The 15,495-nt window shown below is 70.2% G+C and carries 12 protein-coding genes; 10 read left to right on the top strand and 2 right to left on the bottom strand.

The window, feature by feature from the left end; genetic code table 11:
* Positions 1 to 296: 296 nt before the first annotated feature.
* The 7 genes from AB0I77_RS34560 (at position 297) to AB0I77_RS34530 (ending at position 7,875) form a co-directional block, all read left to right on the top strand.
* Entirely contained in the window at positions 297 to 671 is a 375-nt protein-coding gene (locus AB0I77_RS34560) for a DUF3499 domain-containing protein (protein WP_363286721.1), read from the top strand.
* A gap of 143 nt (positions 672 to 814) precedes the next feature.
* On the top strand, positions 815 to 2,431 hold the full coding sequence (locus AB0I77_RS34555; protein WP_363286838.1) for an L-lactate permease: 1,617 nt from the start codon (positions 815 to 817) through the stop codon (positions 2,429 to 2,431).
* Positions 2,432 to 2,532: 101 nt separating this feature from the next.
* Positions 2,533 to 3,900, top strand: a complete 1,368-nt coding sequence (locus AB0I77_RS34550; RefSeq protein ID WP_363286720.1) for a phosphomannomutase/phosphoglucomutase — start codon at positions 2,533 to 2,535, stop codon at positions 3,898 to 3,900.
* Between the two features lie 260 nt (positions 3,901 to 4,160).
* Entirely contained in the window at positions 4,161 to 4,331 is a 171-nt protein-coding gene (locus AB0I77_RS34545; RefSeq protein ID WP_141360461.1) for a Trm112 family protein, read from the top strand.
* A 60-nt stretch (positions 4,332 to 4,391) separates the two neighbouring features.
* On the top strand, positions 4,392 to 5,516 hold the full coding sequence (locus AB0I77_RS34540; protein ID WP_363286719.1) for an SIS domain-containing protein: 1,125 nt from the start codon (positions 4,392 to 4,394) through the stop codon (positions 5,514 to 5,516).
* Positions 5,517 to 5,604: 88 nt separating this feature from the next.
* Positions 5,605 to 6,756 (top strand): mannose-6-phosphate isomerase, class I, encoded by a 1,152-nt coding sequence (gene manA, locus AB0I77_RS34535; RefSeq protein ID WP_363286718.1) that lies wholly within the window; start codon positions 5,605 to 5,607, stop codon positions 6,754 to 6,756.
* 138 nt (positions 6,757 to 6,894) lie between these two features.
* A complete protein-coding gene (locus AB0I77_RS34530) occupies positions 6,895 to 7,875 on the top strand; it encodes a cation transporter (protein ID WP_363286717.1) in 981 nt (326 codons plus the stop codon).
* Between the two features lie 92 nt (positions 7,876 to 7,967).
* Here the strand turns inward: AB0I77_RS34530 and AB0I77_RS34525 are convergent, their stop codons facing one another.
* A complete protein-coding gene (locus tag AB0I77_RS34525) occupies positions 7,968 to 10,151 on the bottom strand; it encodes a fructose-specific PTS transporter subunit EIIC (protein WP_363286716.1) in 2,184 nt (727 codons plus the stop codon).
* A gap of 480 nt (positions 10,152 to 10,631) precedes the next feature.
* Here AB0I77_RS34525 and ahcY point away from each other — a divergent pair, with 480 nt between their 5' ends.
* Together ahcY and AB0I77_RS34515 are read left to right on the top strand one after the other, a co-directional pair.
* Positions 10,632 to 12,089: an adenosylhomocysteinase gene (gene ahcY, locus AB0I77_RS34520; RefSeq protein ID WP_363286715.1), complete on the top strand. Its 1,458-nt coding sequence runs from the start codon at positions 10,632 to 10,634 to the stop codon at positions 12,087 to 12,089.
* 174 nt (positions 12,090 to 12,263) lie between these two features.
* Entirely contained in the window at positions 12,264 to 12,878 is a 615-nt protein-coding gene (locus tag AB0I77_RS34515) for a hypothetical protein (protein ID WP_363286714.1), read from the top strand.
* A 61-nt stretch (positions 12,879 to 12,939) separates the two neighbouring features.
* Here the strand turns inward: AB0I77_RS34515 and AB0I77_RS34510 are convergent, their stop codons facing one another.
* The gene (locus AB0I77_RS34510) at positions 12,940 to 13,983 is read right to left on the bottom strand and encodes an RDD family protein (protein WP_363286713.1); all 1,044 of its coding nucleotides are present in this window, start codon (positions 13,981 to 13,983) and stop codon (positions 12,940 to 12,942) included.
* A 130-nt stretch (positions 13,984 to 14,113) separates the two neighbouring features.
* Between AB0I77_RS34510 and AB0I77_RS34505 the strand changes: the two genes are divergently transcribed.
* Positions 14,114 to 15,121 (top strand): stage II sporulation protein M, encoded by a 1,008-nt coding sequence (locus tag AB0I77_RS34505; RefSeq protein ID WP_363286712.1) that lies wholly within the window; start codon positions 14,114 to 14,116, stop codon positions 15,119 to 15,121.
* Positions 15,122 to 15,495: the final 374 nt, after the last annotated feature.

Here is a 15,495-nt window from a genome sequence, read left to right as displayed (position 1 = left end):
GCGGCGACACGGACGGCGTACGCCCGTCCCCCACGGCATGTCGCCAGTTGACCATTCCAGCCAAGGTTGGGCTCGATTCCGCACCCCTCCGGACCGTCGATATCAAAGTCATTGGTGGGTTTTGTGTTGAGTGGTGACCGGATCCAGAATCGTTCGACCCCTCGGAAGCAGGTGTCCGTGCAGGTCAGCGAGGTGTGTGGGGAGTGCCGTGTGGGGCGTTTCACAACACGACACGGTGGAGTGACCGGGGGGAGAGTCGTCGCGGCCCGCTCAAGAGTGCGGTACCGTCCAACGTCGTGAGCCCTGTACGTCGCTGTTCGCGCACCGCGTGCGGCCGTCCCGCCGTCGCGACACTGACGTACGTCTATGCCGACTCGACCGCGGTCCTCGGCCCGCTCGCCACCTACGCCGAACCCCACTGCTACGACCTGTGCGCCGAGCACTCCGAGCGCCTCACCGCCCCGCGCGGCTGGGAGGTCGTCCGCCTCCTCGACGGCTCGGCTCCGGCCCGGCCCAGCGGCGACGATCTGGAAGCGCTTGCCAACGCCGTGCGCGAGGCGGCCCGCCCTCAGGAACGCGCGGCCCAGGCCGGCGGCGGGGGCCGCGCGGCGGACCCGAGAGAGGTCGCACGCCGCGGCCATCTGCGGGTGCTGCGCTCGCCGGACAACTGACCTCCCCTTTTCTGACCTCCCTTTTTCTGATCGCGTCGCACCGAGTCGTGCACGCCCATTGACGTGCCGTTGGCGCGGACACGACCATTCCGGTAAGTCGAAAACGAGAAATCGCTTTCCGCATGGCGGAATCGGGGGCGCCCGTGTACGTCCAGGAACTGGAACCCGTCGCCGGCTCGCTCGGCCTGTCCGCCCTCGTGGCGGCCCTGCCCCTCGTCCTCGTCCTCGTCCTGCTCGGCGGCCTCAGAGTGAAGGCACATCTGGCCGGTCTGACGGGCCTCCTGGCGGCCGCTCTGGTCGCCTGGCTCGCGTACGGCATGCCGTTGGAGCAGACGCTCTCCAGCGCCGCCCAGGGAGCCGTCTTCGGCCTCTTCCCCATCCTGTGGATCGTCGTCAACGCCCTGTGGGTGTACCGGATGACGGTCCGTACCCGGCACTTCGACATCCTGCGCCGCTCCTTCGGGCGGCTGTCCGACGACCCGCGCATCCAGGCCCTCGTCGTCGCCTTCTGCTTCGGCGCGCTGCTGGAGGCCCTCGCCGGCTTCGGGGCACCCGTCGCGATCTGCTCGGTCATGCTCGTCGCGCTGGGCTTCGAGCCGGTGCGCGCGGCGGTCGTCGCGCTCGTCGCCAACACCGCTCCGGTCGCCTTCGGCGCGATGGGCACACCCGTCGTGACCCTCGCCCAGGTCACCGGGCTGCCGCTGGACGACGTGGCCTCCGTGGTGGGCCGTCAAACCCCCCTGCTGGCCCTTGTGGTGCCGCTGGTGCTGGTCGGCCTGGTCGACGGCCGCCGGGGCCTGCGCGAGACCTGGGTGCCCGCCCTCGCCTGCGGAATCGCCTTCGCCGTCGCCCAGTTCGCGGCCTCCAACTACGTCTCCGCCCAACTCGCCGACATCGGCGCCGCCTTGGCCGGCGCGGGCGCCCTGGTCGCCGTACCGCAGGCACGCAGGCCCGCCGCCGAGCCCGTACGCGCGGCCGTGCTGACCGGCGTACGGAGCGAGGACCTGGACGAGACCGACCCGCGCGGTGAAGTCGTGCGCGCCTACGCCCCGTACGCGCTGATCGTCGTGATCTTCTCCGTCGCCCAGATCCCGGCCGTCAAGGACTGGCTGGCCGAGGCGACCCAGACGTACGACTGGCCCCTGCTGAACGTTGCCGACCCGGAGGGGAATCCGGTCGGCGGGAACGTCTTCAGCTGGCCGATCGTGTCCACCGGCGGCACGCTCGTGCTGCTCGCCGGGGTGTGCACCGCGGTCGTCCTCGGCGTGCACGCGCGCGTGGCGGTCAAGGAATGGGCCGCCACGGTGCACGAGTTGAGGTTCGCGATCCTCACCGTGACGTCCGTGCTGGCCCTCGCCTACGTCATGAACCTCTCCGGACAGGCCGCCACCATCGGCTACTTCGTGGCCGCGGCCGGCGCGGGACTCGCCTTCCTGTCACCGGTGCTGGGCTGGTTCGGCGTGGCCGTCACCGGCTCGGACACCTCGGCCAACGCGCTGTTCGGGGCGTTGCAGGTGACCGCGGCCCGCGAGTCGGGACTGTCCCCGGAACTCCTGGCCGCCGCCAACAGTTCGGGCGGTGTCCTCGGCAAGATGATCTCGCCGCAGAACCTCACCATCGCGTGCGCGGCCGTGGGCCTCGCGGGCCGCGAGGGGGACGTGCTGCGCAAGGTGCTGCCCTGGAGCATCGGATTGCTGCTGGTGATGTGTCTGATAGTGGTCGGGCAGAGTTCCCCGGTGCTGGACTGGATGCTGCCCTGACCTGAGGTAACGGCTGGGAGTCCACTCTGCTACCGCACGGCCCATTGTCGGTGGGTGCGGGTAGTTTGTGGTGACCGACAGGACTTTCAGAAGGGTTGGCCGTGGCTGCTGATTTGTCACAGCTCGTGAAGGCGTACGACGTGCGCGGGGTCGTCCCGGACCAGTGGGGCGAGCCGCTGGCCGAGCTCTTCGGGGCGGCCTTCGTCCAGGTGACCGGCGCGAGCGCGATCGTGATCGGGCACGACATGCGGCCTTCGTCGCCCGGCCTTTCGCGGGCTTTCGCGCGCGGGGCAGCGGCGCGGGGCGTCGACGTGACCGAGATCGGCCTGTGCTCGACCGATCAGCTGTACTACGCCTCGGGCGCGCTGAACCTGCCGGGCGCGATGTTCACGGCCTCGCACAACCCGGCCCAGTACAACGGCATAAAGCTGTGCCGCGCGGGCGCCGCCCCGGTCGGCCAGGACACGGGCCTCGCCGAGATCCGCGAACTGGTCGAGCTGTGGAGCGAGTCGGGCGCCCCCGCGGCCCCGGCCGCGTCGCCGGGGACGATCACACAGCGGGACACGTTGAAGGACTACGCGGCCCACCTGCGCACCCTTGTCGACCTGACCTCCAACCGCCAGCTGAAGGTCGTCGTCGACGCGGGCAACGGCATGGGCGGCCACACCGTCCCGACGGTCTTCGCCGGCCTGCCCCTGGACCTCGTTCCCATGTACTTCGAACTGGACGGCACCTTCCCCAACCACGAGGCCAACCCCCTCGACCCGGCGAACCTCGTGGACCTCCAGAAGCGGGTCCGCGAGGAGGGCGCCGACCTCGGCATCGCCTTCGACGGCGACGCCGACCGCTGCTTCGTCATCGACGAGCACGGCGACCCGGTCTCGCCGTCCGCCGTCACCGCCCTCGTGGCCGCACGCGAACTCGCCAGGCACGGCGGCAAGGGCACGATCATCCACAACCTGATCACGTCCTGGTCGGTGCCGGAGGTGGTGAAGGAGAACGGCGGCACGCCGGTACGCACACGCGTGGGCCACTCCTTCATCAAGGCCGAGATGGCCAGGAGCGGCGCGATCTTCGGCGGCGAGCACTCCGCGCACTACTACTTCAAGGACTTCTGGAACGCCGACACGGGCATGCTGGCGGCCCTGCACGTCCTGGCGGCCCTCGGCGGCCAGGAGGGCCCCCTCTCCGCCCTGTTCGCCCAGTACGACCGCTACACCGGCTCCGGCGAGATCAACTCCACGGTCGACGACCAGACCGCCCGCCTGGCGGCCATCCGCTCCGCGTACGAGGGCCGCGAGGGCGTGACCCTGGACGAGCTCGACGGCCTGACGATCACCACCGCCGACTGGTGGTTCAACGTCCGCCCGTCCAACACGGAACCGCTGCTGCGACTGAACGCGGAGGCACGGGACGAGCCGACGATGGCGAAGGTGCGGGACGAGGTGTTGGGGATCATCAGAGGTTGACATTCGGGTGCCGGTCAGCTGATTTCAGCCCGTCCGGCGTTTGAGGACGAGGCCGTTCAGGCCGAAGCGGGGGTCTGGGGGCGCAGCCCCCAGGGACGGGACGGGAAGGGGCGGCGGGGGCGAAAACCCCGACGCCGTCACCCACCCCGACCACCCACCAACCCCGCCCGCCCCAACCCCCCGCACCCCACCCCCACCGGCGGTACCCTGACCAGGCACATCCGCGTACACCCACGCCCGGCCCCCCGAAGGGAACCCCCATGCCGCTCGAAGCCGGCCTCCTGGAGATCCTCGCCTGCCCGGCCTGTCACGCCCCCCTCAAGGAGCAGGACACCGAGCTGGTCTGCACCGGCCAGGACTGCGGCCTGGCGTACCCCGTCCGCGACGGCATCCCCGTCCTCCTCGTCGACGAGGCCCGCCGCCCCGCGTAGCGACAACCAGGCAACCGGAGACCCGCACCCGACGACCCGGCGACCGGAGGCTGCCCGCCCATGCTCGACGAATCGCTGCTCGACACCCCCGAGGCCCTCTCGGAGGCCGACCACCGCGGACTGCTCCGCGGCGCCGCCGAGGCCGGCGCCCGCGTCCGCACCGCCGCACGGCACGCCGCCGAGGCCGGCGTGGGCGACCTCAAACCGGACGGCCGCCCCCGCGCCGTCCTCATCGCGGGCCCCGGCGCCGCCGCGACCTGCGTCGCCGACCTCCTCGGCACGCTCGCCGGCCCCGGCAGCCCCGTCACCCGCCTGGCCCCCACCGGCGTGGCCCCCGCAGCGGGCGCCCTGCGCTGGGAACTGCCCGGCTGGGTCGGCTCCGTGGACCTGCTCCTGATCGCCACCCCCGACGGCACCGAACCGGGCCTGTCCCTGCTCGCCGACGCGGCCTACCGCCGCGGCTGCACCGTCGTCGCCGTGGCCCCCGCCGACACACCGCTCTCCGAAGCGGTCGAGGGCGCCCACGGCTTCTTCGTACCGCTGGCGACCGCGCCGTACGAACAGGACGAACCCGCCGCGTCCGCCCCCGGTGTCCTGTGGGCGCTGCTCACCCCGCTCCTGGCGCTCCTCGACCGCACCGGTGTGCTCACCGCTCCGCCCGACGCCCTCGAAAAGGTCGCCGACCGCCTCGACCAGATCGCCGAGCGCTGCGGACCCGTCGTGGTGACCTACAGCAACCCGGCCAAGACCCTGGCTGCCGAACTCGCCGACTCCCTTCCGGTGATCTGGACCGAGGGCACCTCCGCCGGCCCCGCGGGCCGTCGTTTCGCCGCCGCCCTCGCCGAGCTCTCCGGCACCCCCGCGGTCGTCGCCGAACTGCCCGAGGCGCTCGCCGCGCACAGCACCCTGCTCGCGGGCCCGCTCGCCGCCAGCGCCGACCCCGAGGACTTCTTCCGCGACCGCGTCGAGGAGCCACCCGCCCTGCACGCACGCGTGGTGCTGCTGCGCGACCGCCCGATCGGCGGCCTCACCGCCGCCCCCGCCGCCCGTGACCTGGCCCTCAGCCACGACACGCCGATCAGCGAACTGGAGCCGGAAGCCGGCGGCGAACTGGAGACCCTCGCGGAACTGATCGCCATGACGGACTTCGCCGCCGTCTACCTGGCGCTCGCTTCGAGGGCCTGAGGCTCAGGCCTACCCATCAGCGCCTTCCCACCAGCGCCTTCTGACCAGCACCCCCTGGGCAGCGTACGTACGGAGAAAACGACACAACATGGACCGCCTCGACAACACCATCCGCCCCTACGCCTGGGGTTCCACCACCGCGATCCCGCGGCTGCTCGGCATCGAGCCGACCGGCGAACCCCAGGCGGAGATGTGGATGGGCGCCCACCCGGGCGCGCCCTCCCGCACGGAGCGCGGCACGCTCGTCGAGGTCATCGAGGCCTATCCGCAGCGTGAGTTGGGCGCTGAGGCCGTCGCCAAGTTCGGCCCGCGTCTGCCCTTCCTCCTCAAGATCCTCGCCGCCGGCGCCCCCCTCTCCCTCCAGGTGCACCCCGACCTGGAGCAGGCGAAGGAGGGGTACGAGGACGAGGAGCGCCGCGGCATCCCCGTCGACGCCCCGCACCGCAACTACAAGGACGCCAACCACAAGCCCGAACTCATCTGCGCGCTCACCGAGTTCGACGGCCTGTGCGGCTTCCGCGACCCGTCGCAGGCGGCCGACCTGCTCGACGGCCTCGGCGTCGACAGCCTCAAGCCGTACGTCGACCTGCTGCACGCCCACCCCGAGGACGCCGCCCTGCGCGAGGTCCTGACGGCGATCCTCACCGCCGACCCGGACGAGATGTCCCACACGGTCACGGCGGCCGCGACCGCCTGCACCCGCCTCGGCGGCGACTACGCCCCTTACGCCGACATCGCCCACCACTACCCGGGCGACCCCGGCGTCATCGCCGCCATGCTCCTCAATCACGTCCGTCTCCAGCCCGGCGAGGCCCTGTTCCTCGGCGCCGGCATCCCGCACGCCTACCTCAGCGGCCTCGGCGTCGAGATCATGGCCAACTCCGACAACGTCCTGCGCTGCGGCCTGACCCCCAAGCACGTCGACGTCCCCGAACTCCTGCGCATCGTCCGCTTCGAGGCCGGCGACCCCGGCGTCCTGCGCCCCGAGGCGGCTCCGGACGGCGAGGAGGTCTACGAGACCCCGATCGACGAGTTCCGGCTGTCCCGGTACGTCCTCCCCGAGGGCGCCGCCGCCCACGACCTCACCCGCGCGACCCCGCAGATCCTGCTCTGCACCGCAGGTTCCGTGCGAGCCGGGGAACACGAACTGACGCCCGGCCACTCGGTCTTCGTCCCGGCGGGCGAAAAGGCCGAAGTGTCCGGAGCCGGTACGGTCTTCCGGGCCACGGTCGTCCCCTGACCGAGGCCCAGCGGGTGGCCCGGCGAGCCGTCGTCGGACCGGGCTGCAACAATGGCCCACCGGCAAAGGACGGGCAAAACCACGGGCGGCGCCTCGAGCGGCGAACCGAGCGGCGTACTGAAGGGACAACGCGAACACATGAGCGCGTCAGGCGGCACCAAGGCGATCGTGGCGGCACTCGCCGCCAACCTCGCGATCGCGGTAGCGAAGTTCGTGGCGTTCCTCTTCAGCGGCTCTTCGTCGATGCTCGCCGAGTCCGTGCACTCGCTCGCGGACTCCGGCAACCAGGCGCTGCTGCTCGTCGGCGGCAAGAAGGCCCAGCGCGAGGCGACCCCGCAACACCCCTTCGGCTACGGCCGCGAGCGCTACATCTACGCCTTCCTCGTCTCGATCGTCCTCTTCTCGGTCGGCGGCATGTTCGCGATCTACGAGGGCTACGAGAAGATCAAGCACCCGCACGAGATCGAGCACTGGTACTGGCCGGTCGGCGTCCTCGTGTTCGCGATCATCGCCGAGAGCTTCTCCTTCCGTACGGCCATCAAGGAGTCCAACCCGCTGCGCGGCACCAAGTCCTGGAAGGACTTCGTCCGTCACGCCAAGGCCCCCGAACTGCCCGTCGTCCTCCTGGAGGACCTCGGCGCGCTCGTCGGTCTGATTCTGGCGCTGGTCGGCGTGAGCCTCGCCCTGGCGACCGGAGACGGCGTCTGGGACGGCATCGGCACCCTCTGCATCGGCATCCTGCTCATCCTGATCGCCCTGATCCTGGCCGCCGAGACCAAGTCCCTGCTGCTCGGTGAGGCCGCGGGCGTCGAAGAGGTCCAGAAGATCGAGGCCGCGATCGTCGACGGCGACACCGTCACCGGCATCATCCACATGCGCACGCTCCACCTCGGCCCGGAGGAACTGCTCGTCGCCGCCAAGATCGCCGTCCAGCACGACGACACCGCCGCCGAGATCGCCGCCGCGATCAACGCCGCCGAGGCCCGCATCCGCGAAGCCGTCCCGATCGCCCGCGTGATCTACCTCGAACCCGACATCTACAGCGAGGCCGAGGCCGCCAAGGGCGCCGACCGCGAGGCGGCCCCAGGGGGACCGGCCCAGCACGACGCCGGGCACTGATTTCTCGTACGACAGCGGGGTCCGCCGAGTCGTTCGGCGGACCCCGCTGCGCGTGCGAAACCGGAGTCCAGCGTGTTCGGGGGGCCCGCCGACTACCGGATCTCGCTCAGCACACGCAGGACAGCCCTCTCGTCCGGCGCGGTGGTGAGCCGCTCCCGGAATCCGGCGTCCATCAACTTCCGCGACAACAGCGCCAGAATCCGCAGATGCTCGTCGCCCGCGGCCGCTTCCGGTACGGCGATCATGAAGATCAGCCTGGCCTTCGTACCGTCCAGGGAGCCCCACTCGACACCCCCGGTGGACCGTGCGAAACCGACGACGGGAGCGGTCACCGCGTCCGTCTTGGCATGTGGAATCGCGATCTCGTCACCGAGCCCGGTCGTCCCCTGCTCCTCACGCCGCAGGGCGGTCGCCACGAGCTCGTCCACCTCCGCGACCCGACCGGTCCGTGCCAACAGCCCCGCTATCTCCCGGATGGCGGCCTCCTTGTCCCGCGCATCGAGCCGGACCTTGACGGTCTGGCCGGTGAGATAGTCGGAGAGGACCGCGTCGTCGGAGCCTGCGTCCGAGTCGGCGTCTGGGCCGGCGTCGGACCCGGTGGTCTCAGCGGTTTCGGCCGACACGGCCCCCGCGGCGGGCGCGCTCACGGACGCCGCCGCGGCCCCGGCGACGTCCCGCCGCGATACGACGGCACCGACGCCCGGCGCGCCCGCACCCGCCGCCCCTCGGTCCCGCGCACTCGGCCCACTCGCCGCACCCGCGCCCACCCCGACCAGCGCGGGCTCGGGCCCGACCGCACCCCCGCCGACGACCGGCGCTCCACCCCGCCGCCGCTCACTGACGTCGACCAGCGCGACCGTCGTCAGCGCTGTGACGACCGTGCCGATCACCACGGCCACGAAGAACATCGGTACGCCGCTCACCGCGCCCAGCACCGCCACGATCGGCCCGCCGTGCGGCACCGCGTCCTCGACCCCGGCCTGCCCCGCGATCGCACCGGCCACCGCGCCGCCCAGCATGTTGGCCGGGATGACCTGAGCGGGCCGCGCCGCGGCGAACGGGATGGCGCCCTCGGAGATGCCGAAGCAGCCCATGAACAGCGCGGCGAGCCCCGTCTCACGCTCCTGCTCGCTGTACAGCCGCTTGCGTATCAGCGTGGCCATGCCCTGCCCCAGCGGCATGACCGGGATCGCGGCCGCACACATGCCCATGACCGTCTGGTTGCCGGTCGCGATCAGGCCGGTGCCGAAGAGGAACGCCGTCTTGTTGACCGGCCCGCCCATGTCGAACGCGATCATCAGCCCGAGTATCGCGCCCAGCAGGATCGCGCTCGTGCCCGTCATCCCGCTGAGCCAGTCGGTCAGCTGCTCGAAGACCCACGAGATCGGCTGGCCGATGACGTAGATGAAGAACAGCCCGAGCGCCGTGGTCGCCACGATCGGGATCACGATGATCGGCATGATCGGCTGCACGAACTTCGGGACTCTGACCTTCTTGATCCCCAGGACCAGATACCCGGCCAGGAACCCCGTCACGATCGCCCCGATGAAACCGGCGCCCGCTTTCGAGTCGTACAACTCCCCGGTGTTCGCGATCCACCCGCCGATCATGCCCGGCACCAGCGCGGGCCGGTCGCCGATCGCGTAGGCGATGTATCCGGACAGAATCGGCACCATCAGCGTGAAGCCGATGACGCCGACGTTGTTCACGTCCATCCAGAAAGAGTCCTTCGGGATGACGAGTCCCCCGGAGGGGTCGGTGTGCCCACCGAGCGAGAGCGAGATGGCGATCAGCAACCCGCCGACCACCACGAACGGAATCATGTAACTGACCCCGTTCATCAGCGCCTTGTACCCGACACTCCGCTCCTTGCCGCCGCCCTCCGCCGAGGGCTTGATCGCGCCACCCTGCGTGTGCACCGGCGCCGACTGCACCCGCTCGATCAGCCGCTCAGGGTGGTGAATGCCCTCCGCCACCCCGACCGCGAGGACCCGCTTGCCCGCGAAGCGGCTCAGATCCACGTCCTTGTCCGCGGCGACGATGATGCCGTCCGCGGTGCTGACATCGTTGTCGTCGAGAATATTTTCGGCCCCGATGGATCCCTGCGTCTCCACCTTCATGTCGATGCCACGGCTCTCGGCGGCCTGCGCGAGCCTCTCGGCCGCCATATACGTGTGTGCGATGCCGGTCGGGCACGCGGTCACCGCGAGCAGCTTCAACCGTCTGCGTTCGCCATCGCCGCCGCCCGTGGGGGGAGGGCCGGCCGGACTGGTCACGTCAATCTCCTCACGCCTTCGTCACGCGGAACGCCGTCCCGGACGCCCCGCGAGATCGATCAGATGTTCCGATCTCCTCGCATCCTGCAACACCTCCGCTCAGCCTCAAAGGCGCAAGAGCCCTGTTTGTGCGGGCCCGCCGGCTCCTCTTCCGCCGTTCGCAGGTGTCCTGTTATCGCTCTCGCGGCTGCCCGCCCGAACCCGGTACGAACCTTCGCCGCGGAGTCGGGTTGGCGTGATGTGTTCGGAGGCGGACTGGGGACGCCCGGGCAGACCGGTGTAGCTTGGGTCGGAGCCAGACGTCGCTGCTGATGGCGGTCGGGCGGTCCCACCGCGGACCGACCGAGGGAGAGAGGGCCTCCGACGGACTGCGCTGCGCACACGCGGGCATGCCTGTGTCCTCCTTCGGGGCACCCCTGTGTCCGCCGCCGCGCAGACCAGCCGTACCCACCTCGTCCCAACCCCGAGGAGCAGCTCGCAATGACGACTGTCGACAACCGACAGGACTTCAAGGTCGCCGACCTCTCCCTGGCCGAGTTCGGCCGCAAGGAGATCACTCTCGCCGAGCACGAGATGCCGGGCCTGATGGCGATCCGCAGGGAATACGCCGACGCCCAGCCCCTCGCCGGCGCCCGCGTCACCGGCTCACTGCACATGACCGTGCAGACCGCCGTCCTCATCGAGACCCTGGCCGCCCTGGGCGCCGAGGTCCGCTGGGCCTCCTGCAACATCTTCTCCACCCAGGACCACGCGGCCGCCGCCATCGCCGTCGGCCCGAACGGCACGCCCGACAACCCGCAGGGCATCCCGGTCTTCGCCTGGAAGGGCGAGACCCTGGAGGAGTACTGGTGGTGCACGGAGCAGGCGCTGACCTGGCCGAACACCCCCACCGGCGGCCCGAACATGATCCTGGACGACGGCGGTGACGCCACCCTCCTCGTCCACAAGGGCGTCGAGTACGAGAAGGCCGGCAAGGTCCCGTCCGTCGACACTGCCGAGAACGACGAGCACCGCGTCATCCTCGAACTCCTGCACCGCACCATCATCGACGGCTCGCAGAAGTGGACCCAGCTCGCCTCGGAGATCCGCGGCGTGACCGAGGAGACCACGACCGGCGTCCACCGCCTGTACGAGATGCACCGCGACGGCACCCTCCTGTTCCCGGCGATCAACGTCAACGACGCTGTCACCAAGTCGAAGTTCGACAACAAGTACGGCTGCCGCCATTCCCTGATCGACGGCATCAACCGCGCCACCGACGTCCTCATCGGCGGCAAGACCGCGGTCGTCTGCGGCTACGGCGACGTGGGCAAGGGCTGCGCGGAGTCCCTGCGCGGACAGGGCGCCCGCGTGATCATCACCGAGATCGACCCGATCTGCGCCCTCCAGGCGGCGATGGACGGCTACCAGGTCACGACCCTCGAAGAGGTCGTCGACAAGGCCGACATCTTCATCACCACGACCGGCAACAAGGACATCATCATGGCCAGCGACATGGCCAAGATGAAGCACCAGGCGATCGTCGGCAACATCGGCCACTTCGACAACGAGATCGACATGGCCGGCCTCGCGCAGATCCCGGGCATCGTCAAGGACGAGGTCAAGCCGCAGGTCCACACGTGGAAGTTCCCCGACGGCAAGGTGCTCATCGTCCTGTCCGAGGGCCGCCTGTTGAACCTGGGCAACGCCACCGGTCACCCCTCGTTCGTGATGTCCAACTCCTTCGCGGACCAGACCCTGGCCCAGATCGAGCTGTTCACCAAGCCCGACGAGTACCCGACCGACGTCTACGTGCTGCCCAAGCACCTCGACGAGAAGGTCGCCCGCCTCCACCTGGACGCACTCGGCGTGAAGCTGACCACGCTCCGCCCCGAGCAGGCCGCGTACATCGGCGTGGAGGTCGAGGGCCCGTACAAGTCGGACCTCTACCGCTACTGACCGGACCTCTACCGCGGCCGGGTCCGCACCGCGGCTTGTGACGAGCACGTCCGTGCACTGACGCGCTCCCACAGCAGCAGATCCTCCGAGGCAGGCCCCCGCACCCCCGTGTCGGGGGCCTGCCCCTTTGGCCGGACCGGCCCGTCAAGCCCCAGGACCAGGACGACAACCCCCATGCCCCGCGGCCGCTATTCGCTCCACGATCCGCACGATCACACCCCCCTCGCAGAAGAGCACTTCCACTGCGCCCCCGGCCCCTCCGGCTGGCGCTACGTCTCCCAACTGACCACCCCTGCGGGCGACCACAGCGGCTCCGTCGACCTCACCCTCGACGAACTCGGCCGCCCCATCCGCCTCGAACTCCACGCCGCGAGCTGGCAGGTACGCGGCGCGGCCCTGGACGGCGTCACCTGGGTCCGTACGGACCCCACCGGGGCTCATGCCACGGAAGGCAACGTCCGCGCTCACTCCTTCACCGGCACATCCCCCGCATTCCTCATCGCCACCACCCTTCTCCTACGCCTCACCCCTTCCAGCTCGGCAACCCGCGTACGCCTCGTCGCCTTCACGGATCCGGTCCTCGCCCCGCGCACCGTGGACCAGTCCTGGGCCTTGCTGAAAAGAGAAGCACACGCCACTGACAACGGCCCTCTGACCGTGGACGAATACCAGGTCACAGCCTTGGACACGGGCGAGCAGCACACGGTTCACATCGCAGGCGACGTGGTGCTCGCGGCCCCCGGCATCGAGCTCGAAGACCTCGAGTCGCCGCCGTCGACATTCGCCTGAGCCCACTCACACGCCGTCTCGGTGTTTCGGCTCCCGCTGGTTCCCGCACGCTCTCGCTGACTTACGTCGGCGGCACGAAACCGGTCCCGCTCCCGGTCCCGGTCCGGGCACGGTCGGTAGACGGCATCTCTTGCGGAACCTCGGACTCGGACTCGGTCTCATGCGCCGGAGCCCCGAGCTGACCAACCACCGGAGCCTCCGGCCGGCCAGGACCCGCCGGAGCAGCCCCCGGGGCATACACGGCAGGCTGAGTAGCGGCTGCGGGCTGCCCCGGCCGAGGTCCGTACATACCCGGCGCACCACTCGCGGCCCCGGCACCGACCGACGGCACAGCGGCAGCCGTACGCCCAGCCCCACCGCCACCGAAGGCCCGCCGAGCCTCCCGGGACTGCCGCTCCTGCACAACCGCCGCCAGATACGCGGCCGGCGGAACGCCCTGCGGCGCGGGAGCCCCCGTACGGGCTGCGAGGTCGGCGGCCAGGCTCTCCGCCATGCTCCAGCCGACCTGGGGGTCCAACTGCTGTATCCGCGTCAGGTACTGGCGGATGGCAAGCCACAAGCCGTCGGGCACCGCCGACAGGTCAAGCGCAGAGAAACGCCCGGCAAGCCAGGGCGGCGGCGGAGGCACGAAGCCGATGCGTGCGACCGGTATCCGTTCCCGTACGACCAAGGTCCCGGCGAACACGTCGCCCAGTCGCCGCCCACGCGCCGAGACGAGCGACGCGATGACGGCGACGACCCCGAACGTCATCACAATCTCGACCGTCCCGATCGCCCCGCGCACCAGCGCATGCCGGAACCGTATCGGCCCGCCGTCGTCCCGCACCACGCGCAGCCCGCACGCCATCTTGCCGAGCGAACGCCCGTGGCTGAGCGTCTCGACCGCTATCGGCCCGCCCACCAGCACCAGAAGGAACACCGCGATCGACAGCGCCACCTGTGCCGCCTCGTCCAGGGAAGCGGTGGAGGCCACCAGAACGATGGTCACGACCACGTAGGCGGTCATTGCCACGGCCAGATCGATCAGCACGGCCAACGCCCTGCTGGGCAGCCTCGCAGGGCGCAGCTCCAGCGCCACCGCCTCGCCCGTCACCAGCTCACTCACGTCCGCCGTCCTTCCCCTGACCTGCCCCGAGAACGGCCAGTCTGCCAAGCTGAAGGCGCATCGCGCCGCAGTACGACAAGCTGATTCCCACGACGAACCGCCGACGACCAGCCGAGGAGCAGGCAAACCGATGGACCTCGACGTCTTCGTCACCGCCCACCGGGCCGAATGGGACCGCCTCGACGCCCTGCTCCGGCGCCAGCGTCGCCTCACCGGCGCCGAGACCGACGAACTCGTCGCTCTCTACCAACGCACCGCCACCCACCTCTCCCTGATTCAGTCCAGCGCCCCGGACCCGCAGCTGACCGGCAGGCTCAGCCAACTGGTGGCACGCGCGCGTAGCGCCGTGACTGGCACCCGACGCGCCTCCTGGCGCGATGTCACACGCTTCCTGGCCCACGGTTTCCCCGCCGCCGTCTACAGGTCCCGCCACTGGTGGGTACCCACCGCGCTCCTGTCCACGGTCGTCGCGATCCTCCTGGGGTGGTGGATCGGTACCCACCCCGAAGTACAGGCCACCATCGCGGCCCCCAGCGAACTGCGCGAACTCACCCGCCCGGGCGGCCAGTACGAGACGTACTACTCGAGCCACCCGGCAGCCTCCTTCGCCGCCCAGGTCTGGACGAACAACGCCCAGGCCGCCGCCATGTGCCTGGTCCTGGGTGTCTTCCTCGGCCTCCCGGTGCTCTGGATCCTCTTCCAGAACATGCTCAACCTGGGCGTCGGCATCGGCCTGATGTCGTCGGCCGGGCGCCTCGACACCTTCCTCGGTCTCATCCTCCCGCACGGCCTGCTCGAACTGACCGCGGTCTTCGTAGCCGCCGGCACCGGGCTACGTCTGGGCTGGACCCTGATCGACCCCGGCCCGCGCTCCCGGCGCTCGGCCCTGGCCGAGGAGGGCAGAGCCGCGGTAGGCATGGCGATAGGTCTCGCGTTGATCCTCTTCATCTCTGGCGCCATCGAAGGCTTCGTCACCCCGTCCGGCCTGCCCACCTGGGCCCGCATCGGCATTGGAGTCCTCGCTGAGCTGGCTTTCCTCGCATACGTCTATGTCCTGGGCGGCCGCGCGGCCCGCACCGGAGACACGGGCGACGTAGAGGCTGCCGAGCGCAGCGCCGCCGTTCCGACGGCTGCCTGATGTGCGGACAGCTCGGCTGAGCTGCTAGTCTCTCCTTCGCCCCACAAGAGCCGTTGACACGGAGCGCGTGGGGAGGTAGATTCAAACAGTTGCCTGGAGATCGGACATCCGGCTCGGCGACAGTGAGTGTCTGTCGGCTTCTGGAAACATCGATTTCAACGAAGCCCATTCCTGATGAATCGGAAATGGATGGCCGGTCAGTCCGGCTGAAAACCTCTGATAATGTCGGAACCGCCGGAAAGGGAAACGCGAGAGCGGGAACCTGGAAAGCACCGAGGAAATCGGATCGGAAAAGGATCTGGTAGAGTCGGAAACGCAAGAACCGAAGGGAAGCGCCCGGAGGAAAGCCGCGAGAGAGTCTCTCGGGTGAGTAC

Source organism: Streptomyces sp. NPDC050619, assembly GCF_040654815.1.
Lineage (GTDB): Bacteria > Actinomycetota > Actinomycetes > Streptomycetales > Streptomycetaceae > Streptomyces.
This window is presented reverse-complemented; position numbering and strand designations above follow the sequence as displayed.